The organism is Pseudomonas sp. B21-015, assembly GCF_024749285.1.
In the GTDB taxonomy this organism is placed as follows: Bacteria; Pseudomonadota; Gammaproteobacteria; order Pseudomonadales; family Pseudomonadaceae; genus Aquipseudomonas.
The window spans coordinates 1,040,041-1,065,020 of record NZ_CP087196.1; the positions used below are offsets into that span (position 1 = coordinate 1,040,041).

Annotated in this window: 23 protein-coding genes; 8 read left to right on the forward strand and 15 right to left on the reverse strand. The window is 59.9% G+C overall.

Annotated features, from left to right (window positions below; translation table 11 throughout):
• Nucleotides 1–38: 38 nt before the first annotated feature.
• The 11 genes from pgi to dksA form a co-directional block, all read right to left on the reverse strand.
• Nucleotides 39–1,703 (reverse strand): glucose-6-phosphate isomerase, encoded by a 1,665-nt coding sequence (gene pgi / locus LOY38_RS04815; protein WP_258699047.1) that lies wholly within the window; start codon nucleotides 1,701–1,703, stop codon nucleotides 39–41.
• 230 nt (nucleotides 1,704–1,933) lie between these two features.
• Entirely contained in the window at nucleotides 1,934–2,314 is a 381-nt protein-coding gene (panD, locus tag LOY38_RS04820) for an aspartate 1-decarboxylase (protein WP_008153310.1), read from the reverse strand.
• A gap of 129 nt (nucleotides 2,315–2,443) precedes the next feature.
• The gene (gene panC / locus LOY38_RS04825) at nucleotides 2,444–3,304 is read right to left on the reverse strand and encodes a pantoate--beta-alanine ligase (RefSeq protein WP_258699048.1); all 861 of its coding nucleotides are present in this window, start codon (nucleotides 3,302–3,304) and stop codon (nucleotides 2,444–2,446) included.
• Entirely contained in the window at nucleotides 3,301–4,101 is an 801-nt protein-coding gene (gene panB / locus LOY38_RS04830) for a 3-methyl-2-oxobutanoate hydroxymethyltransferase (protein WP_258699049.1), read from the reverse strand. The genes panC and panB overlap by 4 nt, the downstream gene beginning before the upstream one ends.
• Nucleotides 4,102–4,454: 353 nt before the next feature.
• The gene (gene folK / locus LOY38_RS04835; RefSeq protein ID WP_258699050.1) at nucleotides 4,455–4,940 is read right to left on the reverse strand and encodes a 2-amino-4-hydroxy-6-hydroxymethyldihydropteridine diphosphokinase; all 486 of its coding nucleotides are present in this window, start codon (nucleotides 4,938–4,940) and stop codon (nucleotides 4,455–4,457) included.
• A gap of 3 nt (nucleotides 4,941–4,943) precedes the next feature.
• Nucleotides 4,944–6,344 (reverse strand): polynucleotide adenylyltransferase PcnB, encoded by a 1,401-nt coding sequence (locus tag LOY38_RS04840; RefSeq protein ID WP_258699051.1) that lies wholly within the window; start codon nucleotides 6,342–6,344, stop codon nucleotides 4,944–4,946.
• Nucleotides 6,345–7,052: 708 nt separating this feature from the next.
• On the reverse strand, nucleotides 7,053–8,489 hold the full coding sequence (locus tag LOY38_RS04845) for a sigma-54 dependent transcriptional regulator (protein WP_258699052.1): 1,437 nt from the start codon (nucleotides 8,487–8,489) through the stop codon (nucleotides 7,053–7,055).
• A 22-nt stretch (nucleotides 8,490–8,511) separates the two neighbouring features.
• Nucleotides 8,512–11,466 carry a sensor histidine kinase gene (locus LOY38_RS04850; RefSeq protein ID WP_258699053.1) on the reverse strand — a complete coding sequence of 985 codons (2,955 nt, stop codon included), beginning with the start codon at nucleotides 11,464–11,466 and terminating at the stop codon, nucleotides 8,512–8,514.
• A complete protein-coding gene (locus LOY38_RS04855; RefSeq protein WP_003176118.1) occupies nucleotides 11,450–11,626 on the reverse strand; it encodes a hypothetical protein in 177 nt (58 codons plus the stop codon). Before LOY38_RS04855 ends, LOY38_RS04850 begins: the two co-directional genes overlap by 17 nt.
• A 77-nt stretch (nucleotides 11,627–11,703) precedes the next feature.
• The gene (gene gluQRS / locus LOY38_RS04860) at nucleotides 11,704–12,600 is read right to left on the reverse strand and encodes a tRNA glutamyl-Q(34) synthetase GluQRS (RefSeq protein WP_258699054.1); all 897 of its coding nucleotides are present in this window, start codon (nucleotides 12,598–12,600) and stop codon (nucleotides 11,704–11,706) included.
• A gap of 204 nt (nucleotides 12,601–12,804) precedes the next feature.
• Nucleotides 12,805–13,248, reverse strand: coding sequence for an RNA polymerase-binding protein DksA (gene dksA, locus LOY38_RS04865; RefSeq protein ID WP_030130357.1), 444 nt, complete (start codon nucleotides 13,246–13,248; stop codon nucleotides 12,805–12,807).
• A 335-nt stretch (nucleotides 13,249–13,583) separates the two neighbouring features.
• Here dksA and LOY38_RS04870 point away from each other — a divergent pair, with 335 nt between their 5' ends.
• Entirely contained in the window at nucleotides 13,584–14,756 is a 1,173-nt protein-coding gene (locus tag LOY38_RS04870; protein ID WP_258699055.1) for a pyridoxal phosphate-dependent aminotransferase, read from the forward strand.
• Complete coding sequence (sfsA, locus tag LOY38_RS04875; protein WP_258699056.1) at nucleotides 14,756–15,469, forward strand: DNA/RNA nuclease SfsA; 714 nt, start codon at nucleotides 14,756–14,758, stop codon at nucleotides 15,467–15,469. Before LOY38_RS04870 ends, sfsA begins: the two co-directional genes overlap by 1 nt.
• Here sfsA and LOY38_RS04880 read toward each other — a convergent pair.
• Nucleotides 15,466–15,783, reverse strand: a complete 318-nt coding sequence (locus LOY38_RS04880) for a Rieske (2Fe-2S) protein (protein WP_258699057.1) — start codon at nucleotides 15,781–15,783, stop codon at nucleotides 15,466–15,468. The genes sfsA and LOY38_RS04880 overlap by 4 nt on opposite strands.
• Before the next feature lie 248 nt (nucleotides 15,784–16,031).
• On the opposite strand from LOY38_RS04880, the gene LOY38_RS04885 reads away from it, so the two are divergent.
• Genes LOY38_RS04885 through LOY38_RS04895 form a run of 3 tightly spaced genes read left to right on the forward strand, consistent with a single transcriptional unit; the run spans nucleotide 16,032 to nucleotide 18,664 of the window.
• The gene (locus LOY38_RS04885; RefSeq protein ID WP_258700656.1) at nucleotides 16,032–17,015 is read left to right on the forward strand and encodes an iron ABC transporter permease; all 984 of its coding nucleotides are present in this window, start codon (nucleotides 16,032–16,034) and stop codon (nucleotides 17,013–17,015) included.
• Nucleotides 17,015–17,782 (forward strand): heme ABC transporter ATP-binding protein, encoded by a 768-nt coding sequence (locus LOY38_RS04890; RefSeq protein WP_258699058.1) that lies wholly within the window; start codon nucleotides 17,015–17,017, stop codon nucleotides 17,780–17,782. The genes LOY38_RS04885 and LOY38_RS04890 overlap by 1 nt, the downstream gene beginning before the upstream one ends.
• Before the next feature lie 12 nt (nucleotides 17,783–17,794).
• Nucleotides 17,795–18,664, forward strand: a complete 870-nt coding sequence (locus LOY38_RS04895; RefSeq protein ID WP_258699059.1) for a ChaN family lipoprotein — start codon at nucleotides 17,795–17,797, stop codon at nucleotides 18,662–18,664.
• Nucleotides 18,665–18,930: 266 nt separating this feature from the next.
• Here LOY38_RS04895 and LOY38_RS04900 read toward each other — a convergent pair whose 3' ends face one another.
• The 3 genes from LOY38_RS04900 to LOY38_RS04910 form a co-directional block, all read right to left on the reverse strand.
• Nucleotides 18,931–19,203: a TfoX/Sxy family protein gene (locus LOY38_RS04900; RefSeq protein WP_009050884.1), complete on the reverse strand. Its 273-nt coding sequence runs from the start codon at nucleotides 19,201–19,203 to the stop codon at nucleotides 18,931–18,933.
• A 242-nt stretch (nucleotides 19,204–19,445) separates the two neighbouring features.
• Complete coding sequence (locus LOY38_RS04905; RefSeq protein WP_258699060.1) at nucleotides 19,446–19,790, reverse strand: pentapeptide repeat-containing protein; 345 nt, start codon at nucleotides 19,788–19,790, stop codon at nucleotides 19,446–19,448.
• A gap of 91 nt (nucleotides 19,791–19,881) precedes the next feature.
• Nucleotides 19,882–21,438: a bifunctional aminoglycoside phosphotransferase/ATP-binding protein gene (locus LOY38_RS04910; RefSeq protein WP_258699061.1), complete on the reverse strand. Its 1,557-nt coding sequence runs from the start codon at nucleotides 21,436–21,438 to the stop codon at nucleotides 19,882–19,884.
• Nucleotides 21,439–21,556: 118 nt separating this feature from the next.
• Here LOY38_RS04910 and mrcB point away from each other — a divergent pair, with 118 nt between their 5' ends.
• From mrcB to LOY38_RS04925, 3 genes are read left to right on the forward strand one after another with little or no spacing between them, the layout of a single operon-like run.
• Nucleotides 21,557–23,875 carry a penicillin-binding protein 1B gene (gene mrcB, locus LOY38_RS04915; RefSeq protein WP_258699062.1) on the forward strand — a complete coding sequence of 773 codons (2,319 nt, stop codon included), beginning with the start codon at nucleotides 21,557–21,559 and terminating at the stop codon, nucleotides 23,873–23,875.
• 16 nt (nucleotides 23,876–23,891) lie between these two features.
• Complete coding sequence (locus LOY38_RS04920) at nucleotides 23,892–24,626, forward strand: M48 family metallopeptidase (protein WP_258699063.1); 735 nt, start codon at nucleotides 23,892–23,894, stop codon at nucleotides 24,624–24,626.
• Complete coding sequence (locus LOY38_RS04925; protein WP_258699064.1) at nucleotides 24,626–24,961, forward strand: YqcC family protein; 336 nt, start codon at nucleotides 24,626–24,628, stop codon at nucleotides 24,959–24,961. The genes LOY38_RS04920 and LOY38_RS04925 overlap by 1 nt, the downstream gene beginning before the upstream one ends.
• Nucleotides 24,962–24,980: the final 19 nt, after the last annotated feature.

The following is a 24,980-nucleotide window of genomic DNA, read 5'->3' on the forward strand; positions in this document are numbered from 1 at the left end:
CACAGGGTCAGTGCTGACCTGTGGGAGAGGGTGTCAGATCACCCGCGGTGACGACCGCGGAAGTAGTTGATCAGGCCTTGGGTGGAGGCATCGTCGGCCGGGGTTTCTTCGCTGCCGACCAGGCGGTTGTAGACGCCTTTGCCCAGCTCTTTACCCAGCTCCACGCCCCACTGATCGAAGGCATTGATGCCCCAAATCACGCTTTGCACGAAGACTTTGTGTTCGTACATCGCCACCAGTGCGCCGAGACGACGCGGGCTGATGCGCTCGACCACCAGAGTGTTGCTCGGACGGTTGCCCGGGATCACCTTGTGCGGTGCGATTTTCTGTACGTCTTCTTCGCTCATGCCCTTGTCGCGCAATTCGGCTTCTGCCTCGGTGCGGTTCTTGCCGAGCATCAACGCCTGGCTTTGGGACAGGCAGTTGGCGTACAGCCACTGGTGGTGGTCGGACACCGGGTTGAAGCTGACGATCGGCACAATGAAGTCGGCCGGAATCAGTTGGGTGCCCTGGTGCAGCAACTGGTGGTAAGCGTGCTGACCGTTGCAGCCGACGCCGCCCCAGATCACCGGGCCGGTATCGGTGGACACTGGCGTGCCGTCCTGGCGTACGCTCTTGCCGTTGGATTCCATGTCCAGCTGTTGCAAGTGCTTGGTGATGTTGCGCAGGTAGTGGTCGTACGGCAGGATCGCGTGGCTCTGCGCGCCCCAGAAATTGCCGTACCAGACGCCGAGCAACGCCAGCAGCACCGGCATGTTCTGTTCGAATGGCGCGCTCTGGAAATGCTGGTCCATGGTGTAGGCACCGGACAGCAGTTCCTTGAAGTTCGACATGCCGATGGCCAGTGCAATCGGCAGGCCGATGGCCGACCACAGCGAGTAACGCCCACCGACCCAGTCCCACATCGGGAAGATGTTCTCTTCGCGGATACCGAACGCCACAGCCGCCGCGTTGTTGCTGGAAACGGCGATGAAGTGACGATACAGCTCGGCTTCCGAACCACCCTGAGCCAGGTACCAGGCGCGTGCGGCCTGGGCGTTTTTCAGGGTTTCGAGGGTGTTGAAGGATTTCGACGAGACGATGAACAGCGTGGTTTCGGCGCGCAGTTTCATGGTCAGTTCGTGGAATTCACTGCCGTCGATGTTTGCCAGGTAGTGGCAGCGAACGCCTTTCTGGGCGTAGGACAGCAACGCTTCGGACACCAGCTCAGGGCCGAGGAACGAGCCACCGATGCCGATGTTCACCACGTCGGTGATCGGCTTTTCGGTGTAACCGCGCCACAGACCGTCGTGGATCCGGCCCACGAGGTCGGTGATCTGGTTCAGCACCTTGTGCACGTCGGGCATCACGTTGACGCCGTTGACCGACAGCTTGTCGCCCACCGGACGGCGCAGTGCGGTGTGCAGTGCCGGGCGCCCTTCGGAAGAGTTGACGATTTCACCATCGAACAGCGCTTTGATCGCGCCCTTGAGGTCGACTTCGTTGGCCAGGCCCACCAGCAGATTGCGGGTCTCGGCGTTGATCAGGTTCTTCGAGTAATCGAGAAACAGACCGCAGCTGCTGAGGGTGAATTGAGTAAAGCGCTGCGGATCGGCATTAAAGGCTTCGCGCATGCTGAAATCCTGCATGGCTTGGCGGTGGTCATTCAGCGCTTGCCAGGCGGGCAGAGCGGTAACGTCGTGAGGAGTGCGGTAGTACGCCATCGCTGCGGTTTTCCTTTTTACTTGAACGGCCTTTTGAACACGAAAAATCCCGGAGAGCCGCGGGTGGGCGTCCGGTCAACTACGTCGACACGATTTTTGGCGCAGGGCGAATACAGTAAACCTCGCGCCGCAATCTGTCTTGACTTTGTCTGACCTGCTCCCGGTACTTTTTTAACATTTAAACCGGGAGCGGTCCGACAAACGGAAGGCTGACAGGGGTGTCGGCTCGATCAGGCGACCTGAACCGGAATGGCATTGCTGGTGTGGCTCAGCTCGTTACCCGGTGCCATGTAGAGCATGCGCGGCTTGAAGTTCAGTAGCTCGGCTTCGCTGTAATGGGCGTAAGCGCAGATGATCACGCGGTCGCCGACCTTGGCTTTGTGCGCTGCGGCACCGTTGACCGAGATCATGCGCGAGCCTTCTTCACCACGAATCGCGTAGGTGGTGAAGCGTTCGCCGTTATCGATGTTGTAAATCTGGATCTGTTCGTACTCACGGATGCCGGACAGGTCCAGCCATTCACCGTCGATGGCACAAGAGCCTTCGTAATCGAGTACAGCGTGGGTGACTTCGGCGCGATGCAGCTTGGCCTTGAGCATGATGGCGTGCATGAGTGTTTCCCCGGGTCGGAATCGAACGGGGGGCAGTTTGCCCGAAGGGCTTGTGGGCGGCAATACAGTCTGGAAACGAGGCAGATCCAATATGGGAGCGGGCTTGCTCCCACAGTGGTTTTGTAGTGTTTATACGGGAGTGTCGAGGTTCAGATGCAGGTTGTCGATCAACCGCGTCGTGCCCAGGAACGCCGCCACCAGAATCACCAGGTCCCGATCTTCTGCCGTCGCCGGACGCAACGTCAGTGCATGGCGAATTTCCAGATAATCCGGACGCAGGCCGGCAGCTTCGAGTTGCTTGATCTGCTCGTTGATCAGCGTCGGGTAATCGCGCTCGCCCTGTTTGATCGCGTCGGCAATATGGGTCAGGGTGCGATAGACCATGGGCGCGATGGCCCGCTGTTCTTCGCTGAGAAAACCATTGCGCGATGACAGGGCCAGGCCGTCAGCGGCACGCACGGTGGGTTCGCCAATGATCTGGATCGGCATGTTCAGGTCATGCACCAGGGCGCGAATCACCGCCAGTTGCTGGAAGTCTTTTTGGCCGAAGATCGCCAGGTCCGGCTGGACCATGTTGAACAGCTTGCTGACCACGGTCGCCACCCCTTCGAAATGCCCCGGACGACTGGCGCCGCACAGGCCTTCGGACAGTTGAGGCACGCTGACGCGGGTCTGACCGGCCATGCCGTCGGGGTACATTTCTTCGACGGTCGGTGCGAACAGCAGATGGCAACCGGCCTGGAGCAGTTTCTCCTGGTCGGCGGCCAGGGTCCGGGGGTACTTGTCGAGGTCTTCGCCGGCGCCGAATTGCAGCGGGTTGACGAAAATGCTCGCGACCACGAAATCCACCCGTTGGGTGGCTTTGGTAATCAGTGCGATATGCCCGCTGTGCAGGTTGCCCATGGTCGGCACGAAGCCGATGCGCTTGCCTTCGCTACGGGCACGGGCCACGGCGGCCCGCAGTTCGCGTACGGTTTTTACGGTGTTCATGCAGAGAATCCGTGTTCGATGCCGGGGAAAGTCGCCGCTTTGACTTCAGTGACGTAAGCGCTCAGGGCAGCCTGAATGCTGCTCTGGCCAGTCATGAAGTTTTTTACGAATTTTGGCACGCGCCCGGTAATGGACAAGCCCAGCATGTCGTGCAGCACCAGCACCTGGCCGTCGGTGCCATTGCCGGCGCCAATACCGATCACCGGGATACCCACCGCCTGAGTGATTTCTTCGGCCAATTCGCTGGGCACGCATTCGAGCAGCAACATGGCCGCACCGGCCTGTTCCAGGGCAATCGCGTCGGCACGCATCTGCCGCGCCTGGTTTTCGTTGCGGCCCTGGACTTTATAGCCACCGAGGATGTTGACCGATTGCGGTGTCAGCCCCATGTGCGCGCACACCGGGATGCCACGTTCAGCCAGCAGACGGATCGAGTCCGCGAGCCACAGTGCCCCTTCAACCTTGACCATGTGCGCACCGGCCTGCATCAACAGCGCGCTGTTGGTCATGGTCTGTTCGATAGTGGCGTAGGCCATGAAGGGCAGGTCGGCGAGGATCAGGGCATCGGTGTTACCGCGCTTGACGGCCGCCACGTGGTAGGCCATTTCAGCGGTGGTCACCGGCAGGGTGCTGTCGTGACCTTGCAAGACCATGCCAAGGGAGTCGCCCACCAGCAGCACTTCGACCCCGGCCTCATTGCAGGCGTGGGCGAAGGTCGCGTCATAGCAGGTCAGCATGGTGATCTTTTCACCTTTCTGCTTGAGGCTCTGGAGCGTGGTCAGGGTGATGGCTGGCATGAAAAAAGTCCTCAGTACAGGCGCTATGGAAACTACTGCGAGTAACGCGCGTGATTCGTCATTTATACAGGCGCACCTTCTTTCGTGGTGCTTGTAAGGCCTGGATTGCGCCCTTTGGCGCCGGGTTGGCGGCAGCGGGACGCCTATAGTCGTGAGGAGAACCCGGGAAGTCAATTACGTGTGTTACCGCATTGTTACGCGTGGGGTGTTACCGGCGTTACTGGTGCGATTCAGCAGATACGACAGAAACCATTGTGGGAGCGGGCTTGCCCGCGATAGCGACTTTACATTCAACATCAATGTTGACTAATAGTCCGCCATCGCGGGCAAGCCCGCTCCCACAGGGAGTTTTGTCAATTCGGGGAGAGGCGTTCCAACCCGACGAACGGGCAGGCGGCGAGTAATTCTGTGAGGCTGCGGCCATCGGCCAGGCGCAGATCCGCCGGTGCCAGCTCGGCCAACGGATAGAGCACGAAAGCCCGTTCTTGCAGGTGGTAGTGGGGGACTTTGAGGCGGGGTTCGTCGATCAGTCGATCGCCGAACAGCACGATGTCCAGATCCAGCGTGCGCGGGCCCCAACGTTCAAGGCGCTCGCGACCTTGTCCGTTCTCGATGGCTTGCAGCGCATCAAGCAGCTCCAGCGGCGCGAGGCGGCTGTCGAGGGCGGCAACCGCGTTGGTGTAACGCGGTTGGCCGGGCAGCAGCGAGTCGCTTTGATAAAACGCCGAAACGCCGACCAGTTGGGTCTGCGGCAACTGCGACAACGCCTCGATAGCGCTGCGTAACTGTGCGGCGGGGTCAGCCAGATTGCTGCCCATGCCGATGTAGATGCGTTCCATGACCTACTCGCCTGTAGCGCTCGAAGCACCGGCAGCGCGTTTGCGCTTGGCGCCGCCGCTGCGGCGACGTTTGCGTGGAGCGCCGGTACCGTCGTCCTTGCCGCTGAGGTCGCGGATCATGTCCCGGCGTTCGCTGTCGTTGGCGTCCTGATAGTCAGTCCACCATTCGCCCAGGCCATCGGTCTGCTCCCCGGCGCTTTCGCGCAGCAGCAAGAAGTCATAACCGGCGCGGAACCGCGGGTTGTCCAGCAACAGGTCGGCTCGTTTGCCGCTGCGCCGTGGCAGACGCTCCTGCATGTCCCAGATCTCGCGGATCGGCATCGTGAAGCGTTTCGGGATTGCGATCCGTTGACACTGTTCGGCAATCAACTCGTGCGCCGCTTCCTGCATCGCCGGTATCGGCGGCATGCCACGTTCTTGCAGGCGCAACACGCGAGCCGGCAGGGCAGGCCACAGTAATGCTGCAAACAGGAACGCCGGGGTGACCGGTTTGTTCTGCTTGATCCGCAGGTCTGTATTGATCAGCGCTTCGCTGATCAGCGTATGGGTGTAGGTCGGGTTGTATTCCAGCGCTTCGGCACTGGCCGGGAACAGCGGATCGAACAGTTGCAAGTCGACCAGCATCTCGAAGGTGTCCGCGGCATGGCCGGAGAGGAACAGCTTGAGCACTTCTTCGAACAGACGGGCTGATGGAATCTCGCGCAGCATCGGTGCCAGATCGCGGATCGGCAGGGCGCTGTGTTTTTCGATGCCGAAATTCAGCTTGGCGGCGAAACGCACGGCCCGCAGCATCCGCACCGGGTCTTCCTGGTAGCGTTGCTTCGGATCGCCGATCAGGCGGATCAGGTGATTGCGGATGTCGTGTACGCCATTGGCGTAGTCGAGAATGCGCTCGCTGACCGGATCGTAATACAAGGCGTTGATGGTGAAGTCGCGGCGTTGCGCGTCTTCTTCCAGGGTGCCGTAAACGTTGTCGCGCAGAATGCGCCCGCTTTCGTTACGGGAAGACTGGTTGCTGTCTTCGTCCTCGTCGTTTTGCGGGTGATTGGCGCGAAAGGTCGCGACTTCGATGATTTCGCGACCAAAGTGGATATGCACCAGTTTGAAGCGACGACCGATGATCCGCGCGTTGCGGAATTCGGCGCGTACCTGTTCAGGTGTGGCGCTGGTGGCGACGTCGAAATCTTTCGGCGTGATGCCGAGCAGCATGTCACGCACACAGCCGCCGACCAGGTAAGCCTGGTAACCGGCGTTCTGCAGGCGTTCGACGATATTCACCGCATAACGGCTGAATTGCGCCTTTTGCAGCGAATGTTGGCCGCTGTTGAGCACTTCAGGCGTACTGCGAATGTGTTGCGTATGACGCTTGGGAGAACGGAATGACTGGAACAGCTTCTTCAGCATGGGATGCACTGTTTGAAGGAATGTTCGGCCATAACGAAGAATGACCGCATGATGGGCGGGGATTCTAGCATTTAGTCGGGGGATGGTGTAGGAAGCTGCGCAAGCGCTTGAAGGGGATGTCTACTACGGGACCAAACGCCAGAAACCACAAGGGGAGCCGAAGCTCCCCCAGAAGTAGTTGCGTGCTCTATTTTTATTATTGGTTTCGGGCTTCTTGTTTTTGTTGAGCGCCCTCGCCATGAAGTTTTCCTTCATGACCCTCCCAATCGGGAGCCAAGAGCAAACGGATTGCTTTGGTCGCTGTGTTGCAATGATCGTGAGATCCAACCAGTTCAGGCACTGTCTTAGGACAGTTTTTATTGTTCTCGGCCTGGTCGTGGGGCAAGCCCCAAATACAACGCCTCTCCAAAAGAATCAGTTAGCTACGCCTCTCGCCGTCTTGTTTTTATTGTGCGTGAGTCGATTCGTCTTATTTTTATTGTCTTGTGCATTGCTTGTTATTGTTCTTGTACTAAACATATAGCAGGGGGCGTGCCAACTTTTGTGAGGTCCAGTAAAACAAGGGCTTAGGCGGGCTAATGGTGTTTTTCGAGGCCAAAAAAAACCGGGGCTTCGTTACCGTAAGCCCCGGCTTCTGTTACGTGATAAAGCTGAGGTAACAGTTTTTCCACAATGTCACGTGTTACCCGCCCCTGCGACAGGTGCGGTTCAGCTCTCGCTGGCCACCCCGGTCTTGCGCCGCGGGATACCCAGGCGCTGACGGCGCTCCCACAGGCATTTGCGACTGACCCCGAGTTTTCGGGCCAGTTCGGTTTCGGTCATGTGGTCCTGATGCTCGAGAACGAAGTGCTGGAAGTAGTCTTCCAGTGACAGGTCTTCGGTCGGTTCGTGGCTAGTGTTACCGGCGTTGTTGCCCTGTTGGGGTGCCAGGCCAATGAAGTCGTCGTCTTCCAGATCGCTGAGTTCGATGTCGATACCCAACAGCTCGGCGGAAATCTCCGGGCTCTCGCACAGGATCACCGCGCGCTCGACCGCGTTTTCCAGCTCGCGAACGTTACCCGGCCAGGAGTAATGCCGAATCGCCTGCTCGGCATCCGGGGCGAATTTCAGATCGGTGCGGTTGACCCGCGCGCTCTGCCTTGCGAGGAAAGCATTGGCAATTTCGTTGACGTCCGCGCCGCGTTCGCGCAGGGCCGGCAGTTTCAGGGCGATCACGTGGAGGCGGTAATACAAGTCTTCACGGAACTGGCCGATCTTCGCCAAGCTCTTGAGGTCCCGGTGGGTCGCGGCGATCAGGCGTACATCGACCTTCTGCGACTGCACCGAGCCGACCCGGCGGATTTCACCTTCCTGCAACACCCGCAACAGGCGGGCCTGGGCTTCCAGTGGCAGTTCGCCGATTTCATCAAGGAACAAGGTGCCGCCGTCCGCTGCTTCCACCAGCCCGGCACGCCCGGCGCTGGCGCCGGTGAACGCGCCTTTTTCGTGGCCGAACAGTTCGGACTCGATCAGGCTTTCCGGAATGGCCGCGCAGTTCACCGAAATCATCGGGGCCTTGGCGCGTTTGGACAGGTTGTGCAGGGCGCGTGCTACCAGTTCTTTACCGGTACCGGATTCACCCTGGATCAGAACGTTGGAATCGGTCGGCGCGACTTTGCGGATCTTGCTGTATAGGTCCTGCATCGGCGGGCACGAGCCGATGATGCCGATTTCGCCGTTGCTGTTATCGACACCGCTTTTCGCGGCGCCATTGGAAGCTTTGCCGACGACAGGCTCACCGCTGGCTTGCGCCGATTGCCGGTCACGCAGGATTCGTGCGACGGCCTGGAGCATTTCGTCGTGATCGAAAGGCTTGGCGATGTAATCCACCGCGCCCATCTTCATTGAGTCGACGGCCGAACGCAGGCTGGCGTAACTGGTCATGATCAGCACCGGAGTGCCTTGGCCAAGTTTGATCAACTCGGTGCCAGGTGCGCCCGGCAGGCGCAGGTCGCTGACGATCAGGTCAAACGTGGGAATGCTGAAACGCTCTTGTGCTTCCTGCACGGATCCGGCTTCGCTGACCTGGTACTGGTTACGTTCCAGCAGACGGCGCAAGGCGGAGCGGATAATTGTTTCGTCTTCGACGATCAAAATGTGCGGCATTGATTCGATACTCTCGACGGTCTCAGTTCACAGCGGACGTCGCTTCGACATGACGCGGCAAAGTCACCCGGATACGGGTGCCGCGTTGGCTTTGAACATCAGCCGGGCTGTCGATGGTGATTTGTCCATAATGCTCTTCAACGATGGAATAGACTAGTGCAAGGCCCAGACCGGTGCCTTCGCCAGGATCCTTGGTGGTGAAGAAAGGTTCGAACAGTCGGTCCATGATGCTCGAGGGAATACCGCTGCCTTCGTCTTCGACGATCAGATCGACCGTGTGTTCGCCGGCTTCGCTTTTGACTCGCACCGCACTGCCCGCAGGTGAGGCGTCGCGGGCGTTTGAGAGCAGGTTGATCAATACCTGGGCGAGCCGCTGCGGGTCGCCTTCGACCCAGTGATCGGGGTCACACAGGTTGTAGAACTGTACTTCGAAATTGCGCCGGTTCAGGGCAAGCAGGCCGATGGCATCCTGGGCCACTTCCGCCAGACAGACGGGCTCGTCGCTGTGCTGATGACTGCCGGCATGGGCGAAACTCATCAGCGACTGAACGATGCGCGACACACGTTTGGTCTGCTCCAGAATCTGCCCGCTTATTTCCGTCAACTCGCTGTCTTCTTCACGCTCTTCGCGCAAGTTTTGCGCGAGGCAGGCAATGCCGGTGATCGGGTTGCCGATTTCATGGGCCACACCGGCCGCCAGTCGGCCGATGCTGGCCAGGCGCTCGGAGTGCACCAGTTTATCTTCGAGCATCTGGGTTTCGGTCAGGTCTTCCACCAGCAGCACCAGGCCGCTGTTACCCGGCGCCAGCGGTTCGTCGATCGCCGCTTTGTGCAGGTTCAGCCAGCGGGTCTGGCCGTCGAGGGCCAGGTGCTGCTTGTGCAAGTGCTCGTCCGGCAGATTGATGAAGCCTTGCAGCAGTTCTTTCCACGGATCGGCAATGGTGCTCAGGCGTGAACCCACCACACGCTGCGCGGCAATTCCGGTCAGTTCCTCCATGGCTTTGTTCCACATGAGGATTTCCTGATCCTTGGCCAGCGAGCACACGCCCATCGGCAGTTCCTGCAAGGTCTGGCGGTGGTAGCGGCGCAGGGCATCGAGTTCGGCGGCAAGGCCGGTGAGGCGCGAGTGGTAATCCTCGAGGCGACTTTCGATGAAGTGGATGTCTTCGGTGACGTAGTTTTCGCCGCCAGCCTTGTAGGGCAGGAAGGTTTCGACCATGTCCTGCGCCACGCTTGGCCCCATCAGGCCGGACAGGTTGGCTTCGATTCGGTCGCGCAAGCGGCGCAAGGCGTATGGCCGGCGCTCGTCGAACGGCAGATAGAGGTCACGCAGGGCTTGTTCGACTTCTTTCTGGGCAGCCTTGGCGCCCAATGGTTTTGCAAGCTGCGTGGCGAACTCCTGAGGCGAGGCAGCGTGCAGTTCGCGGCGTTGCGGGCGGCGAACGTTGTCCACCGCGCAGGCTTCGGCGGCGCTGGCCTCTTCGGGGCTGGCATTGGTGAACAACGAGATCAGCGTGAACATCAGCACGTTGGCGGCCAGCGAGGCAATCGCTGCCATGTGCCAGCTGGTGTCGTCCAGCACGTAAATCATGTTCAGCAGCGGAATGTAGAAGCCCTGCAGATTGCCGACCAGCGGCAGCAGCATGGTCACCACCCACACCAGAATCCCCGCCAGCAGGCCTGCGATGAAGCCGCGACGGTTGGCGGTCGGCCAGTACAGCACTGACAATACCCCCGGCAGGAACTGCAACGTGGCGACGAAGGCGACGATGCCGAGGTTAGCCAAGTCTTGCTCGGCGCCCAGCATCAGGTAGAAACCGTAACCGGCCATGATGATCGCGACGATCAGTGCCCGGCGGGTCCATTTCAGCCAACGGTAGATATTGCCTTCGGCCGGCGGCTGATAGAGCGGCAGCACCAGATGGTTCAACGCCATCCCCGACAGTGCCAGCGTGGTGACGATGATCAGGCCGCTGGCCGCCGACAATCCGCCGACATAGGCCAATAGCGCAAGGGCTTTGCTATTGGCGGCGATGCCGATGCCCAGGGTGAAGTATTCCGGATTGGTCGTGGCGCCGAGTTTCAGCCCGGCCCAGAGAATCAGCGGCACCGCGAGGCTCATCAACAGCAGAAACAGCGGTAAACCCCAGCTAGCACTGACCAGCGAGCGCGGGTTGAGGTTTTCGGTAAAGGTCATGTGGTACATGTGCGGCATCACGATCGCCGAGGCGAAGAACACCAGTAGCAGCGTGCGCCACGGACCTTCCTGCAAGGGCGTGTGCAGGGCGGCGAGGGCGGTCTGGTTTTGCAGCAGCCACAGTTCCAGCTGCTGCGGGCCGTCGAACACGCCATACAGTGCATACAGACCGACACCGCCAAGCGCGATCAACTTGATCACTGACTCGAAGGCAATCGCGAACACCAGGCCTTCATGCTTCTCACGGGTGGCGATATGGCGCGAGCCGAAGAAAATCGTGAACAGCGTAATCAGCGCGCAGAAGCTCAGGGCCACGCGATGCTGTACCGGCTCGCGAGTGAGGATGCTGATGGAGTCTGCCACCGCCTGAATCTGCAACGCCAGCAACGGCAGCACGCCGATCAGCATGAAGATCGTGGTGAGTGCACCCGCCCAGGTGCTGCGGAAACGAAACGCGAACAGGTCGGCCAGGGACGAGAGTTGATAAGTGCGGGTGATTTTCAGGATCGGGTACAAGAGCACGGGCGCCAGCAGAAAGGCTCCGGAAACCCCGAGGTAACTGGACAGAAAGCCGTAACCGTACTGATAGGCCAGGCCCACCGTACCGTAAAACGCCCAGGCACTGGCGTATACACCCAGCGACAGGGTGTACGTCAGCGGGTGGCGAATGATCGCCCGGGGGATCATGCCCCGTTCGCTGATCCAGGCCACACCGAACAGCACCGCCAGGTACGCGGCGCTGATCAGGATCATCTGGGTCAGGCTAAAGCTCATCGGCATCTTTTTGGCTCTGCAGGATGAAGGTCACGACGATCAGAATCAGCCAGAGCAAATAAGGGCGATACCAGGCGCCCGTGGCGTCGATCCACCAATCCATGATGGCCGGGGAAAACAGATAAATCCCCACTACCAGGAGCAGGACCAAGCGATAGATGTACATCCCGGCCTCTCTCTTTTATGCGCGTGCCCGAAAACGTGCGGCGATGGTAACGGATGGGCGCGCCACTGCAAGTGGCTTCATTGCAGTTGCGCTTCGGGCAACGTCAGTGTGCGCGGGATCAGCGATGCATCCCAGTGGGCAATGCCCCAGTTCAGCACTTCCCGTGGTGTGGCGTCATTCAGTTCGATCACAGGCTTGTGCCCCAGTGCCCGCAATGCACGCAGTAACAGCGGCGTGGCCTGATCTTCGGCCAGCGGTGGCGAGCGATAGGATTTGCCGAGTTTGTGGCCGTCCGGCTGGGTAATCAGCGGGATGTGCAGGTAGCGCGGTTGCGGCAGGCCAAGCAGTTCTTGCAGATAGAGTTGGCGTGGCGTGGAATCCAGTAAATCGGCGCCGCGCACGATATCGGTGATGCCTTGCCAGGCGTCGTCCAGTACCACCGCCAATTGATAGGCATAGAACCCGTCGCGGCGGCGGATCACGAAATCGCCAACCTCACGCCCCAGGTGTTGACGGAACTCGCCCTGCACCCGGTCGATGAAGTGGTATTCCAGCTCCGGTACGCGCAGGCGAATCGCCGCGTTCTCGGTGCCGTGCCCCGCGTTGCGGCAGAATCCGGGATAGATGCCGTGGTACGGCTCCAGTTGCTTGCGCGAGCAGGTGCAAGCGTAGGCCAGGCCCTGATTGAACAGGCGATTGATGACTTCGTCGTAGGCAGCGTGCCGGTCACTCTGTCGGACCATGTCGCCATCCCACTCGAAACCGTAGCATTCCAGTGCCTTGAGAATCGCCGCCTGAGCACCGGGTTCTTCGCGCGGCGGATCGAGATCTTCCATGCGCACCAACCAACGGCCACCGACCGCACGGGCGTCAAGGTAGGAGGCCAGTGCTGCGACCAGCGAACCGAAATGCAGATGCCCACTGGGGGTGGGGGCGAAGCGCCCGATATAGAGAGGGGAAGTCGTGGCAGTCATGGACGAATGTTACTTTCTCTGGTCGTGCGCAAGTCCCTGTGGGAGCGAGCTTGCTCGCGAAGGGGCCATCAGCTCCAACATTGGTGTTGCCTGACACACCGCATTCGCGAGCAGGCTCGCTCCCACAGGTTTTCTGCCAAGGCGAAATTCAGAAACAAAAAACGGAGCGTTCGCACGCTCCGTTCTTCGTTCAAGTCGCCAAGATCACTTGCCGACTTGCTTTTCCTTGATTTCCGCCAGGGTCTTGCAGTCAACGCACATGTCGGCGGTAGGGCGGGCTTCCAGTCGCTTGACGCCGATTTCGACGCCGCACGATTCGCACCAGCCGTATTCTTCGTCTTCGATCAATTGCAGGGTTTTGTCGATTTTCTTGATCAGCTTGCGCTCGCGGTCGCGGGCGCGCAATTCGAGGCTGAATTCCTCTTCCTGGCTGGCACGGTCTGCCGGGTCAGGAAAGTTGGCCGCTTCGTCTTTCATGTGATCAACAGTACGGTCGACTTCCTGCATCAAGTCCTGTTTCCACTTGTTCAGGATCTTGGTGAAGTGCGCGCGCATGGGCTTGCCCATGTACTCTTCGCCCTTTACTTCTTTGTAGGGTTCGAAGCCGCTGATCGACTGGTTCTGCTGTTGCTTTGCTTGGGTGGGCATGAAATGGACCGCCTCTACTCTTGTAATCCATTGCGCAGGATTGCTCCATCACCGACACCTGCCGGCCCTGCGGCTGCAAGCGGGCGAACTTACCAGATCAAATCGGACCGCGCTACTCCCTGATGTCGAGCCCGCGGCCTGCGGTGCTTGCAAAAGTTTGCAAAGCCTTGTCTGGTGGCTCCGGAGACCTGATCAATTATTGATTTTAGTCAAACCTGGAGCATACGCTTGAACCGTTTGAAACCAGCGTTATATAGGCTCTGACCGCTTTAGGTTTTCGCCCGTTCCTGCGCTTGGGTAGAATCGATTCTTTTCCCCCGTTGTAAGGAAGGCTAATGGCTCCGTCCTACAGTGCGCGCAGTCGCGCTATCGAACCGTTCCACGTCATGGCCCTGCTGGCGCGGGCCAACGAGCTGCAAGCGGCCGGCCACGACGTGATTCACCTGGAAATCGGCGAGCCGGACTTCACCACCGCCGAGCCGATCATCCAGGCCGGCCAGGCTGCGCTGGCGGCGGGGAAGACTCGTTACACCGCTGCCCGCGGCACTCCCGAGCTGCGTGAGGCCATTTCGGGCTTTTATCAGCAGCGTTACGGGCTGAACATCGATCCGCGACGCATCCTCATCACGCCCGGCGGTTCAGGCGCCTTGTTGTTGGCCACGGCCTTGCTGGTGGACCCAGGCAAACACTGGTTGCTGGCAGATCCGGGTTACCCGTGCAACCGGCACTTCCTGCGGCTGGTGGAAGGTGCTGCGCAACTGGTGCCGGTCGGCCCGGACGTGCGTTATCAGCTGACCCCGGACCTGGTCGCGCGTCACTGGGATCATGACAGCGTCGGTGCTCTGGTGGCATCGCCGGCCAACCCGACCGGGACCATCCTGACCCGCGACGAATTGGCCGGGCTGTCTGCGGCGATCAAGGCTCGCCACGGTCATTTGGTGGTCGACGAGATCTACCATGGCCTGACTTACGGCACGGATGCGACCAGCGTGCTGGAAGTCGATGACAGCGCCTTTGTCCTCAATAGTTTCTCCAAGTATTTCGGCATGACTGGCTGGCGCCTCGGTTGGTTGGTCGCGCCTGAAGCGGCGGTCGGTGAGCTGGAGAAACTCGCCCAGAACCTCTACATCAGCGCGCCAAGCATGGCCCAGCACGCCGCACTGGCCTGCTTCGAACCCGCCACCATCCGCATTTTCGAGGAGCGCCGAGCCGAGTTTGGTCGACGTCGTGATTTCCTGCTGCCCGCCTTGCGGGAGTTGGGCTTCGGTATCGCCGTGGAGCCCGAAGGCGCGTTCTATTTGTACGCCGATATCAGCAAATTCGGCGGTGATGCCTTCGCGTTCTGCCAGCACTTTCTCGAAACCGAGCACGTTGCTATCACGCCGGGCCTGGACTTCGGCCGCCATCAGGCCGGGCATCACGTACGCTTTGCCTACACCCAAAGTCTTCCGCGCTTGCAAGAAGCGGTCGAGCGGATCGCCCGCGGTTTGAAGAGCTGGCAAGGCTGATGCGCTTTCATCCTCCCCTAGAAGAAGGTCGCTTGATTCGTCGCTACAAACGTTTTCTTGCCGATATCGAAACCGTTAGCGGCGAGTTGCTGACCATTCACTGCCCGAACACCGGTTCGATGCTTAATTGCCAGGTCGAAGGCGGGCAAGTCTGGTTTAGCCGCTCCAGCGACCCCAAACGCAAGTTGCCCGGCACCTGGGAAATCGGCGAAACCCCACAGGGGCGGCTGTTCTGCGTGAACACCGGGCGTGCCAACGGTTTGATCGAGGAGGCGTTGCGCGCCAATATCATCACCGAGTTGAACGGTTTTACCGAACTGAAGCGCGAAGTGGCCTATGGTCAGGAAAGCAGCCGCATTGATTTCCGTCTCGATTATCCGAGCGGGCCAGCCTATGTCGAAGTCAAAAGCGTCACCCTGGGCTTCGATGGCTCGGCGGTGGCGGCGTTTCCTGACGCGGTGACCCAGCGCGGAGCCAAGCATTTGCGTGAACTGGCCCATTTGGCCCGGGACGGGATTCGCGCTGTGCAGTTGTATTGTGTGAATCTGACCGGCGTTGACTCCGTGCGTCCAGCAGAGGAAATCGATTCGGCCTACGCGGCGGCGTTACGCGAAGCGGTCGCGTGCGGAGTCGAAGTGTTGGCGTATGGCGTGCGCTTGACCCACGAAGAGATGGTGGTCGATCGGCGGCTGGATGTGTTGTTGAACGGTTAGAGCGTGACCCAGATTCCTTGCTCATCTTCGCAGCAGGGGATGGTGGTCAGGGATTGTCCGGCGCACGGCCCGGCGACGCATTCGCCGTCCTCGATCAGAAACAGTGCGCCGTGGGTGGCGCACTGGATCAGGCTGTTGCTGGGGTCGAGAAACTGGTCGGGTTTCCATTCCAGTCCGACGCCACGGTGCGGGCAACGATTTTCATACACATACACTCGACCGCCTCGGCGCACGGCCAGAAGCTTCTGACCGTCGACGTCGAAACCGCGACTGCTGGCGTCAGCCAATTCGGCGCCTGTGCAAAGAAGTTTCATGTCTATCCTCAAGTCATGCAGCTCGCGACCAGGTATGTCCGAGCTTGATGTGCAAATGCAAGCAATTATCAAATGGCCGCTCACCCGCTGGGCGATTGCCGGATGCCGAGGATACTTGGCCTGTCAACTCTATGCCCGGGAAACCTTTAAAGGAGGCTGTTCATGCACCTGTTCTATCCCGGTACGACGGGTCAATGACCCTTCTGGTTAAACCTCATGCGTTGTTCATTGGTCTGAGCCTGTTGTGTTTGCTGGCGATCTGGCTGTCGCTGGCGCTGGGGCCGGTGAGTTTGCCGTTGTTCGACACGTTGCGGGCGGCGCTGCGGCTGATCGGTTTGCCCATTGCGCCCGACGGGTTGGAGCAGGCTGAGCTGATCCTTGGGCAGATTCGCCTGCCGCGTACCTTGCTGGGATTGGCGGTGGGCGGTGTGCTGGCACTGTCCGGCGTAGCGATGCAGGGTTTATTTCGCAACCCGCTGGCCGACCCGGGATTGGTGGGAGTGTCCAGCGGTGCGGCGTTGGGCGCGGCCATCGCGATTGTCGGCGGCTCGGTGTTCGGCGGTCTGCCTGTATCCTTCGGACCTTATCTGCTGTCGGTGTGCGCGTTTCTCGGCGGGTTGGGGGTGACGGCGCTGGTCTATCGGCTGGGGCGGCACAATGGTCAGACCAACGTTGCGACCATGTTGCTGGCCGGTATTGCGTTAACTGCCTTGGCTGGCTCGGCGGTCGGGTTGTTCACCTATCTGGCAGATGACGCGACTCTGCGCACCCTGACATTCTGGAACCTGGGCAGCCTTAACGGTGCCAGTTATTCGCGACTCTGGCCGTTGCTATTGGTGAGCACCGGTGTGGCGCTGTGGTTGCCGCGCCGGGCCAAGGCCTTGAATGCATTGTTGCTGGGAGAGTCGGAGGCCGGTCACCTGGGTATCGACGTCGAAGGCCTCAAGCGCGAACTGGTGTTCTGTACGGCGCTGGGCGTTGGTGCGGCGGTAGCGGCAGCCGGGATGATCGGGTTTGTCGGGCTGGTGGTACCGCATCTGGTACGGCTGCTGGCCGGCCCCGATCATCGGGTGCTGTTGCCTGCATCGGTATTGGCGGGGGCCAGTCTCTTATTGTTTGCCGACCTGGTGGCGCGGCTGGCCCTGGCGCCGGCCGAGCTGCCGATCGGGATCGTTACGGCCTTCATCGGTGCGCCGTTCTTTCTGTATTTACTGCTCAGAGGGCGTGCCTGATGTTGCGAGCGCAGAATCTGCAAATCCGGCGCGGTCGAAAGATTGTCCTCACGGATATCACCCTTGTGCTTGAACCGGGTGAAGTCCTTGGCGTGCTGGGCCCCAACGGTGCCGGTAAAAGCACGTTGCTCGGCGCCCTAAGCGGCGAATTGCATGCGGACCAAGGCAGTGTCTGGCTCGATGAGCGTGAGTTGCGTCATTGGCCTGGTGCGCAACGAGCCCAGCGTCTGGCGGTGTTACCGCAGGTGTCGACCCTGGACTTTGCCTTCCGTGTCGAAGAGGTCGTCGGTATGGGGCGTCTGCCTTATCAAAGCGGTCGGGTCCGGGATGACGAGATCGTCGCCGCCGCGCTGCATGCAGCCGATGCGGAGCACTTGAGCGGTCGCAGTTATCTGGCGTTGTCCGGCGGCGAGCGTCAGCGGGTGCATCTGGCACGAGTGCTGGCGCAACTCTGGCCGGGCGAGGCGGGGCAAACGCTGTTGCTCGATGAACCGACGTCGATGCTCGACCCGCTGCATCAACACACGACCCTGCAAGCGGTGCGCGAGTTCGCCGATCGCGGCGCGGCGGTGCTGGTGATTCTGCATGATCTGAACCTGGCGGCGCGTTATTGTGATCGCTTGTTACTGCTTGAAGGTGGGCGTCCCGTAGCGCTGGACACGCCGGAACAGGTATTGCGCCCAGAGCCGCTCAAGGCCGTGTTCGGGCTGGAAGTATTGGTGCAACCGCACCCGGAGCGTGGGCATCCGCTGATCATCGCCCGCTGAGGTGTTTTAGGGATGAAAACACGCGTGATGGTTTTTCTGGCTGCGCTGTTACTGAGTGCTTGCCAGCATGTATCGGTACCGCCGCCGGTCAGCGGCGAAATCCGGGATCTGCACAGCGGTCAGATCCTGACGGCGCAGGAACTGCTTGCACGGTTGGCTGAGCCTTCGCGGCTGATCGTCGGCGAGCGGCATGACAATCGTGATCACCATCAACTGCAATTGTGGTTATTGCAGGCACTGGGTGAGTGGCGACCGCAAGGCAGTCTGCTACTGGAAATGCTCACGCCGGATCAACAAGTGCGCGTCAATGACGTTCGGCATGCTTCACCGTTGCCGACTGACTTGTCCAGTGCATTGGCCTGGCAGCCGGGGTGGGACTGGAATCTGTACGGGCCGATCGTTCGTTTTGCCCTGACTCAGCCGTACCCATTGCTGGCGGCTAATCTGGACATGCTTGAAGTTCGTGCTTTCTATGCCAATCCGCCGACATTGAACGGTTCGCGCTCCAACGCCCCGACGGTCAAGGATGAGTTGTTGGCACAGATCAGCGATTCCCACTGCGGCTTGCTGCCTGAATCACAAATGCCCGCGATGCTGGCCGTTCAGCAGCAGCGTGATCGGCGGATAGCCGAGCGATTACTGGCGGCACCGGTGCCTTCACTGTTGTTTGCCGGCGCGTTCCACGCACGCAAGGATGTTGGGGTGCCGATCCATGTGCTGGATCTGGGTGAGCCCGAGGCGCCAACGGTATTGATGCTGGCGGAGCGGGGCGCGGAGGTCACGCCGGCCATGGCTGATTACGTCTGGTATACGCCCGCCACGCCTGCGCAGGATTACTGCGCGCAAATGCGTAAACAGTTTGGCAAGCCGTCGGGCCAATAAAATCAGGTGAGTTTTCCACAGGCAAAAAAAGACCCGGCAAGAGCCGGGTCAAATAACCGTGATTAGCCTGATGAGGAGATATCTGAGAGTCCGAACCAAGGGCTTTTCAAATATCGACCAGTCTCGCGACCAGTTGTGATAATCATAGCGATTCTCATTACCAAGTCAACCGCTGATTTCTGATTTCCATGAATTACGTCATTCCTTCGCTGGAAAGCCTCGTAATCATTAGGTTTCAGGCCGTGCGTTCGAGTGAAATTACCCGTTCAATTCTTGTGGCGAGACGAAATAGCATCCAGCTGTTTGTTCAAGGCTTCCTTGCGCTCGGCGGGAATGTCGTTCCAGTGAACATCCATCAACGCGCCTTCGATCGCATACAACAACACCTTGGACGCCCGAAAACCGCGCGTGCGCACGGCCCGATAAGCATCCACAGCTCCCAGCCGACGCAAGTCCGAGGCACTGTGGATGCCCACGGCATGTAGCCATTGCGCCGATGTCTTGCCAAGATTTTTCAGGTGTTGCAGTTCATCATTCATCAAGCCTCCTTGCGACAGCCGAACAGTGCGTGGGCGAGCCTCTCAGCAGTGTAGCCATCAGTAGGAAAAGCGTGATTGTTTGGTCGGTTTCGACGCAAAAGCTTCTAAGAGGCAAACTCAAGAAGCGGCGGGAAAAGGCGGTGGATGTCGTCCGAAGGCGTATGAAGAACTGAGTTTTCGAGCAAAAAAGTACAAAGTCCGGCGCAAGGCGAGGGCGCCGGACTGGGTGAAACGTCGCTTCTTTAGTGGGCGCGATAACGCAGGCGTGTACCGAAATTCATCGACATCAGAATCTCATCGGCACTCAGCTCTGGCGGGAAGTAGGCGCCGGAGATCTGTGCGTGGGCCAGGCTCGCGCCCTCCAGGGACGCGTTGCGAAAGTCGATGCCGCGCAAGTCGGCGGAGCGGAAATAGGCATCGGTGAAGTCGATGCCATCGGCGTTCAGCTCACGCAGATCGAGACCACGGAAGTCGCCACCGACCATGTCGATGGGGCCATCCTTGGGGCGCTCGTTGTTAAAGCCTGTGATGTCGTCTTTGTGCAGCAAGGCATAAAGCGGGGTGTCGAGGAGTTTCGGCTGGCTCATGTCACATCACCTGATGGTTTTATGACGCCAGTATAGTGCCACTATTTGGCGGCCGTGAAGCCGGCGAGGGCTTCACGGCTGAAATAGTTTCTTACAGCCCCGGCAGACGTTGGCGAATCTGCGCAACGACGGTGTCGAGCGTGCCACTTTCATTGGTCTGGACGCGTTTGCTGCAGAGGATTTCTGCCGGCGTCAGGGCCTCGCGGCTGGCTTGCTGGGCGGCGATAACGGCCAGGTTGGCGTCGGATGGATCGTTGTTGTCCGCCTGACGTTGTTTCAACCAACTCTCGATCACCGCTTGCGGTGCGTCGCAATCGAGGATCAGGAACGGTGCGCCGGTGGCCTCGGCGATTTTTGCCGCGCCATCACGTTGGTCGCGCTTGAGGTAGGTGGCATCGACCACCACCGGGAAACCGGCACGCAGAATGACATCGGCAACTTCATGCAGACGGTTGTAGGTGGCGGCGCTGGCGTCGGCATTATAGATGCCGGCCTGAGGGTCGTTCGGTACGGTTTGCTCGCCGAACATACGCTTGCGTTCGACATCCGAACGCAGGCGAATGGCGCCCAACGCTTCCACCAGGCGCATGGCCACGTGACTCTTGCCGACGGCGGAAACGCCGTGGGTAATCGCCAAGAAGCGCGAAGGAATGGTGCTGTAGCTCTCCGCCAGGTTGGCGTAGTTGCGGTACTGGCGCAGGGTGGTGGCGCGCTGCACCGGATCGGCCTCGGCCGGCATGCTGAACAGGCTGACCTTGGCGCGAACCAGTGCACGGTAGGCTTTGTAGAAGTTCAGCAGTTCCAGGCCCTGATAGTCGCCGGTCAGTTCCAGGTATTGGCTGATGAAACGGCGCGCCAGGCTTTTCAGGCCACGGTCTTCCAGGTCCATGGCCAGGAAGCCGGTGTCGGCGTAAACGTCGGTAAAGCGGAACGGTTCGTTGAACTCGATGCAGTCGAAGATCACCACTTTGCCGTCGATCACGGTGGCGTTGCCCAAGTGAATGTCGCCATGGCATTCACGAATGAAACCGTCGGCCTTGCGCTGGACGAACAGCGGCTTGAGGCGCTCGAAGCTGCTTTCGGCCCAGGCTTGCAGTGCATCGAGTTGCAGCAGATCAGCCTTTTCACTGAGGAACGGGCGGATTTGTTCGAAATTTTGCCGTACCGGCGCCATGACGCTGTCCGGCGTGCCGGCTTCGTGTTCGGCAGGCACTTTTGGTGCGCTGAGGTGGAATTGAGCGATCTGCGCGGCCATCTCGTCGATGTGCGCGGTGGTCAGTTCACCGTTGGCTTGCAAGGTGCTGAGCAACTGGCTTTGTGGGAATTGACGCATTTTCAGTACGTAATCGACGACCGGACCATCGCCGCCCAGTTGTGGTGCCTCGGCGCTGCCGGTGATCGGCAGCACTTCAAGATACAAATCATGGGTCAGGCGCTGGTTCAGGCGCAGCTCTTCACCGCAGAAGTGCTCGCGAGCTTCAAGGCTGGTGAAGTCGAGGAAGCCGAAATTCACCGGCTTCTTCACTTTATAAGCGTAGGGGCCGGTGAGCAGCACCCAGGAAATATGGGTCTCGATGACCTGGAACCCTTCTACGGGATGCGGGTAGAGGGCCGGGTTTTGCAGGGCAGCGATCAGGGATTGGCTCACAGGCGATCCTTCAGAGTCTGGGGAAAATTCAAGGCCGTCATTATGGCTGCAAGTCCGCCCGACGCAAACCTCGGCGGGCTCCTGTTGAGGATGAATAAAGTGCGTATAATCCGCCGCCATGACTCGAACTCGATCCCCCCGTACCCCCAAAAAACCACCTTCCAGGGGCATGAGCCCCTGGCTGGGCTGGGCCCTTAAACTCAGCCTGGTCGGCCTTGTGGTGCTCGCCGGGTTCGCGGTTTACCTCGACGCAGTGGTCCAGGAGAAGTTCTCCGGAAAGCGCTGGACCATCCCGGCCAAGGTGTATGCACGCCCGCTCGAGCTGTTCACTGGCCAGAAGCTGAGCAAGGATGACTTCCTCACCGAGCTCGATGCCTTGGGCTACCGACGCGAAGCCGTCAGCAACGGCCCCGGCGCGGCGGCGGTCAATGGCAATACCGTCGACTTGAATACCCGAGGCTTCCAGTTCTATGAAGGTATGGAGACGGCCCAGCCCGTGCGCGTGCGGTTCTCCGGCGATTACGTGGCCGAGCTCTCGGCGACCAACGGTTCGAAGCTTTCTGTGGTGCGACTGGAGCCACTGCTGATTGGCGGGATTTACCCGAAAAACCTTGAAGACCGCATTCTGATCAAGATCGATCAGGTTCCGCCGTATCTGCTCGAAACTCTGGTTGCCGTAGAAGACCGGGATTTTTACAGCCACTGGGGCGTGTCGCCGAAGTCGATAGCCCGAGCTATCTACGTCAACACCTCGGGCGGCAAGATGACCCAGGGCGGCAGTACGCTGACGCAACAGTTGGTCAAAAACTTCTACCTCTCCAGCGAACGCAGCCTGACCCGTAAGCTCACCGAAGCCATGATGGCGCTGTTGCTTGAGTTGCATTACGACAAACGCGAAATTCTTGAGGCTTACCTCAATGAAGTGTTCGTCGGCCAGGATGGTCAGCGCGCGGTGCACGGTTTCGGCCTGGCCAGCCAGTTCTTCTTCGGGCAGCCATTGTCCGAGCTGAAACTGCATCAAGTCGCTTTGTTGGTGGGCATGGTCAAGGGGCCGTCCTATTACAACCCGCGTCGCAACCCTGAGCGGGCGCTGGAACGGCGCAATCTGGTGCTCGATGTTCTGGGGGAACAAGGCGTTGCCACCGCCGAGCAGGTTGAGGCAGCGAAGAAAATGCCTCTGGGTGTGACCACTCGCGGCAAGTTGGCTGACAGCTCGTTCCCAGGCTTCCTCGATCTGGTTAAACGGCAGTTGCGCGAAGACTACCGCGACGAAGACTTGACCGAAGAGGGGCTGCGGATTTTCACCAGTTTCGACCCGATCCTGCAGATGAAAGCCGAAGCGTCGGTCAACGACACGTTCAAACGTCTTTCGGGTCGCAAGGGTGCCGATGACGTGGAAGCGGCGATGGTCGTGACCAACCCGGAAACCGGTGAAGTCCAGGCCATGATCGGCAGCCGTCAGGCGAGTTTTGCCGGTTTCAACCGGGCGTTGGACGCGGTGCGACCGATCGGCTCTTTGATCAAACCGGCGGTTTATCTGACAGCCCTTGAGAAGCCGAGCCAGTACACGCTGACCAGTTGGCTGTCGGACGACTACTTCTCGGTCAAAGGCGCGGACGGTCAGGTCTGGAAACCGCAGAACTATGATCGCCGTTCCCACGGTACGGTGTTCCTTTATCAAGGGTTGGCGCATTCCTACAACCTGTCGACCGCGCGTCTCGGGTTGGCGGTGGGCGTGCCGAATGTCTTGAAGACCTTGGCACGCCTGGGGGTGAGTCGCGAATTCCCGGCGTTCCCGTCGATGTTGCTCGGTGCCGGCGGTATGACCCCGATCGAAGTGGCGACCATGTACCAGACGCTGGCCAATGGCGGGTTCAATACGCCGATGCGCGGAATTCGCAGCGTACTGACTGCCGAGGGCGAGCCGCTCAAGCGTTATCCGTTCCAGATTCAGCAGCAATTTGATCCGGCGTCCATTTACCTGATCCAGAACGCCATGCAGCGCGTCATGCGCGAAGGCACCGGCAGTTCGGTTTATAACGTGTTGCCGAAAACCCTGACCCTGGCTGGCAAGACCGGTACCAGTAACGATTCGCGGGACAGCTGGTTTGCCGGTTTCAGTCAGGATCTGCTGGCAGTGGTCTGGCTGGGGCGCGATGATAACGGCAAGACACCGTTCACCGGTGCCACCGGTGCGTTGCAAGTCTGGACCAGTTTCATGCGTAAGGCTGATCCACTGCCGCTGGACATGCCGCAGCCGGACAACATTGTTCAGGCCTGGGTCGATTCGCGCACCGGCCAAGGTTCCGAAGCCAGCTGCCCAGGCGCGGTGCAGATGCCGTATATTCGCGGCAGCGAACCGCCTCCCGGTGCTGCTTGCGGTGGCGAAAGCCCTGCTGAATCGGTGATGGATTGGGTCAAGGGCTGGATGAATTAAGCAAAGAGGATTTGAAGTGAACAAGTGGTTGATTCCAGCGGTGACTGCCGTGGCTTTGCTCAGCGGCTGCTCCACCGTACAGCGTGGTTCGATCCCGGTTGTGGATGCCGGCACTGCCGTCTCCAACAGCGAGCGGATTTCGGCGAATGGCGGTTTCCGGCAGACGACGGTAAAACGTCCTGCACAGGCCCAGACTCAGGCAATCCCGCAAGGTGACACCGGCGTTGTCGTGATGGTGCCGGGTGGTGGCGCCGTCTCCTCGGCACCGATCAGCACTTCGCCGATAACCCCAGGTCCGATCACTCCGGGGCCGATTGATACCTCGCCGGTGCAGTCGGCACCGATCAATCAGGGCAGTTACACCATGCCGTCTACGCCGAGCGGGGTTCCTTCGGCGAGCTCCGGCGGCCTGTCCGCCGATGAGCAACTGGACGGTCCGGTCCTGGCGTTGTTGACCACTGCTCAGCAGCAACAGGCCAGTGGTGATCTCAACGGTGCTTCCTCCAGTCTCGAACGCGCCCAACGAGTCGCGCCGCGTGAGCCGCAAGTGCTTTATCGTCTGGCTCAGGTGCGTATGGCTCAAGGCGATGCGGCACAGGCCGAGCAGTTTGCCCGTCGTGGTCTGACGTTCGCCAATGGTCGTCCGGATCTTCAGGCCAGCCTATGGGAATTGATCGCCCAGGCCCGTGAGAAGCAGGGTGATTCAGCCGGTGCAGCGTTGGCTCGTCAGAAGGCCAAGGTTTCGCTGTGATGGATGCACGCTTCCCGAAGATTGCCGAGCAGTTGCTGTTGATCGAGCGCGAACTGCGCGTTCAGGGATGGTGGGACGAAGTGCCGCCGTCCGTTGATGCGCTTTCCAGCGTCGAGCCGTTCTCGGTGGATACGCTGGATTTCGAGCAGTGGCTGCAATGGATCTTCCTGCCAAGGATGAAGTCGATCCTGGAGCAGAACCTGCCCTTGCCCAATGCGTCGGGGATCCAGGAGATGGCCGAAATGGTCTTCGCCGCGCGCAAGGTTCAGGGCAAGGATCGGCAGCTTCAGGTCTTGCTCAAAGAGTTCGACCTGTTGATCACCGCCTCTCGCTGACCCTGAACCCGTGTAGGGT

What these genes read in the sequence shown, in the direction of transcription:
- panD (WP_008153310.1), bottom strand. Translation starts at nt 2,314, where the DNA reads ATGCACGCCATCATGCTCAAGGCCAAGCTGCATCGCGCCGAAGTCACC.
- LOY38_RS04925 (WP_258699064.1), top strand. Translation starts at nt 24,626, where the DNA reads ATGGATGCACGCTTCCCGAAGATTGCCGAGCAGTTGCTGTTGATCGAG.
- folK (WP_258699050.1), bottom strand. Translation starts at nt 4,940, where the DNA reads ATGGAACGCATCTACATCGGCATGGGCAGCAATCTGGCTGACCCCGCC.
- LOY38_RS04855 (WP_003176118.1), bottom strand. Translation starts at nt 11,626, where the DNA reads ATGTACATCTATCGCTTGGTCCTGCTCCTGGTAGTGGGGATTTATCTG.
- LOY38_RS04880 (WP_258699057.1), bottom strand. Translation starts at nt 15,783, where the DNA reads ATGAAACTTCTTTGCACAGGCGCCGAATTGGCTGACGCCAGCAGTCGC.
- LOY38_RS04870 (WP_258699055.1), top strand. Translation starts at nt 13,584, where the DNA reads ATGGCTCCGTCCTACAGTGCGCGCAGTCGCGCTATCGAACCGTTCCAC.
- panC (WP_258699048.1), bottom strand. Translation starts at nt 3,304, where the DNA reads ATGAACACCGTAAAAACCGTACGCGAACTGCGGGCCGCCGTGGCCCGT.
- sfsA (WP_258699056.1), top strand. Translation starts at nt 14,756, where the DNA reads ATGCGCTTTCATCCTCCCCTAGAAGAAGGTCGCTTGATTCGTCGCTAC.
- panB (WP_258699049.1), bottom strand. Translation starts at nt 4,101, where the DNA reads ATGCCAGCCATCACCCTGACCACGCTCCAGAGCCTCAAGCAGAAAGGT.
- LOY38_RS04850 (WP_258699053.1), bottom strand. Translation starts at nt 11,466, where the DNA reads ATGCCGATGAGCTTTAGCCTGACCCAGATGATCCTGATCAGCGCCGCG.
- LOY38_RS04840 (WP_258699051.1), bottom strand. Translation starts at nt 6,344, where the DNA reads ATGCTGAAGAAGCTGTTCCAGTCATTCCGTTCTCCCAAGCGTCATACG.
- pgi (WP_258699047.1), bottom strand. Translation starts at nt 1,703, where the DNA reads ATGGCGTACTACCGCACTCCTCACGACGTTACCGCTCTGCCCGCCTGG.
- mrcB (WP_258699062.1), top strand. Translation starts at nt 21,557, where the DNA reads ATGACTCGAACTCGATCCCCCCGTACCCCCAAAAAACCACCTTCCAGG.
- gluQRS (WP_258699054.1), bottom strand. Translation starts at nt 12,600, where the DNA reads ATGACTGCCACGACTTCCCCTCTCTATATCGGGCGCTTCGCCCCCACC.
- LOY38_RS04900 (WP_009050884.1), bottom strand. Translation starts at nt 19,203, where the DNA reads ATGAATGATGAACTGCAACACCTGAAAAATCTTGGCAAGACATCGGCG.
- LOY38_RS04895 (WP_258699059.1), top strand. Translation starts at nt 17,795, where the DNA reads ATGAAAACACGCGTGATGGTTTTTCTGGCTGCGCTGTTACTGAGTGCT.
- LOY38_RS04845 (WP_258699052.1), bottom strand. Translation starts at nt 8,489, where the DNA reads ATGCCGCACATTTTGATCGTCGAAGACGAAACAATTATCCGCTCCGCC.
- LOY38_RS04890 (WP_258699058.1), top strand. Translation starts at nt 17,015, where the DNA reads ATGTTGCGAGCGCAGAATCTGCAAATCCGGCGCGGTCGAAAGATTGTC.
- dksA (WP_030130357.1), bottom strand. Translation starts at nt 13,248, where the DNA reads ATGCCCACCCAAGCAAAGCAACAGCAGAACCAGTCGATCAGCGGCTTC.
- LOY38_RS04905 (WP_258699060.1), bottom strand. Translation starts at nt 19,790, where the DNA reads ATGAGCCAGCCGAAACTCCTCGACACCCCGCTTTATGCCTTGCTGCAC.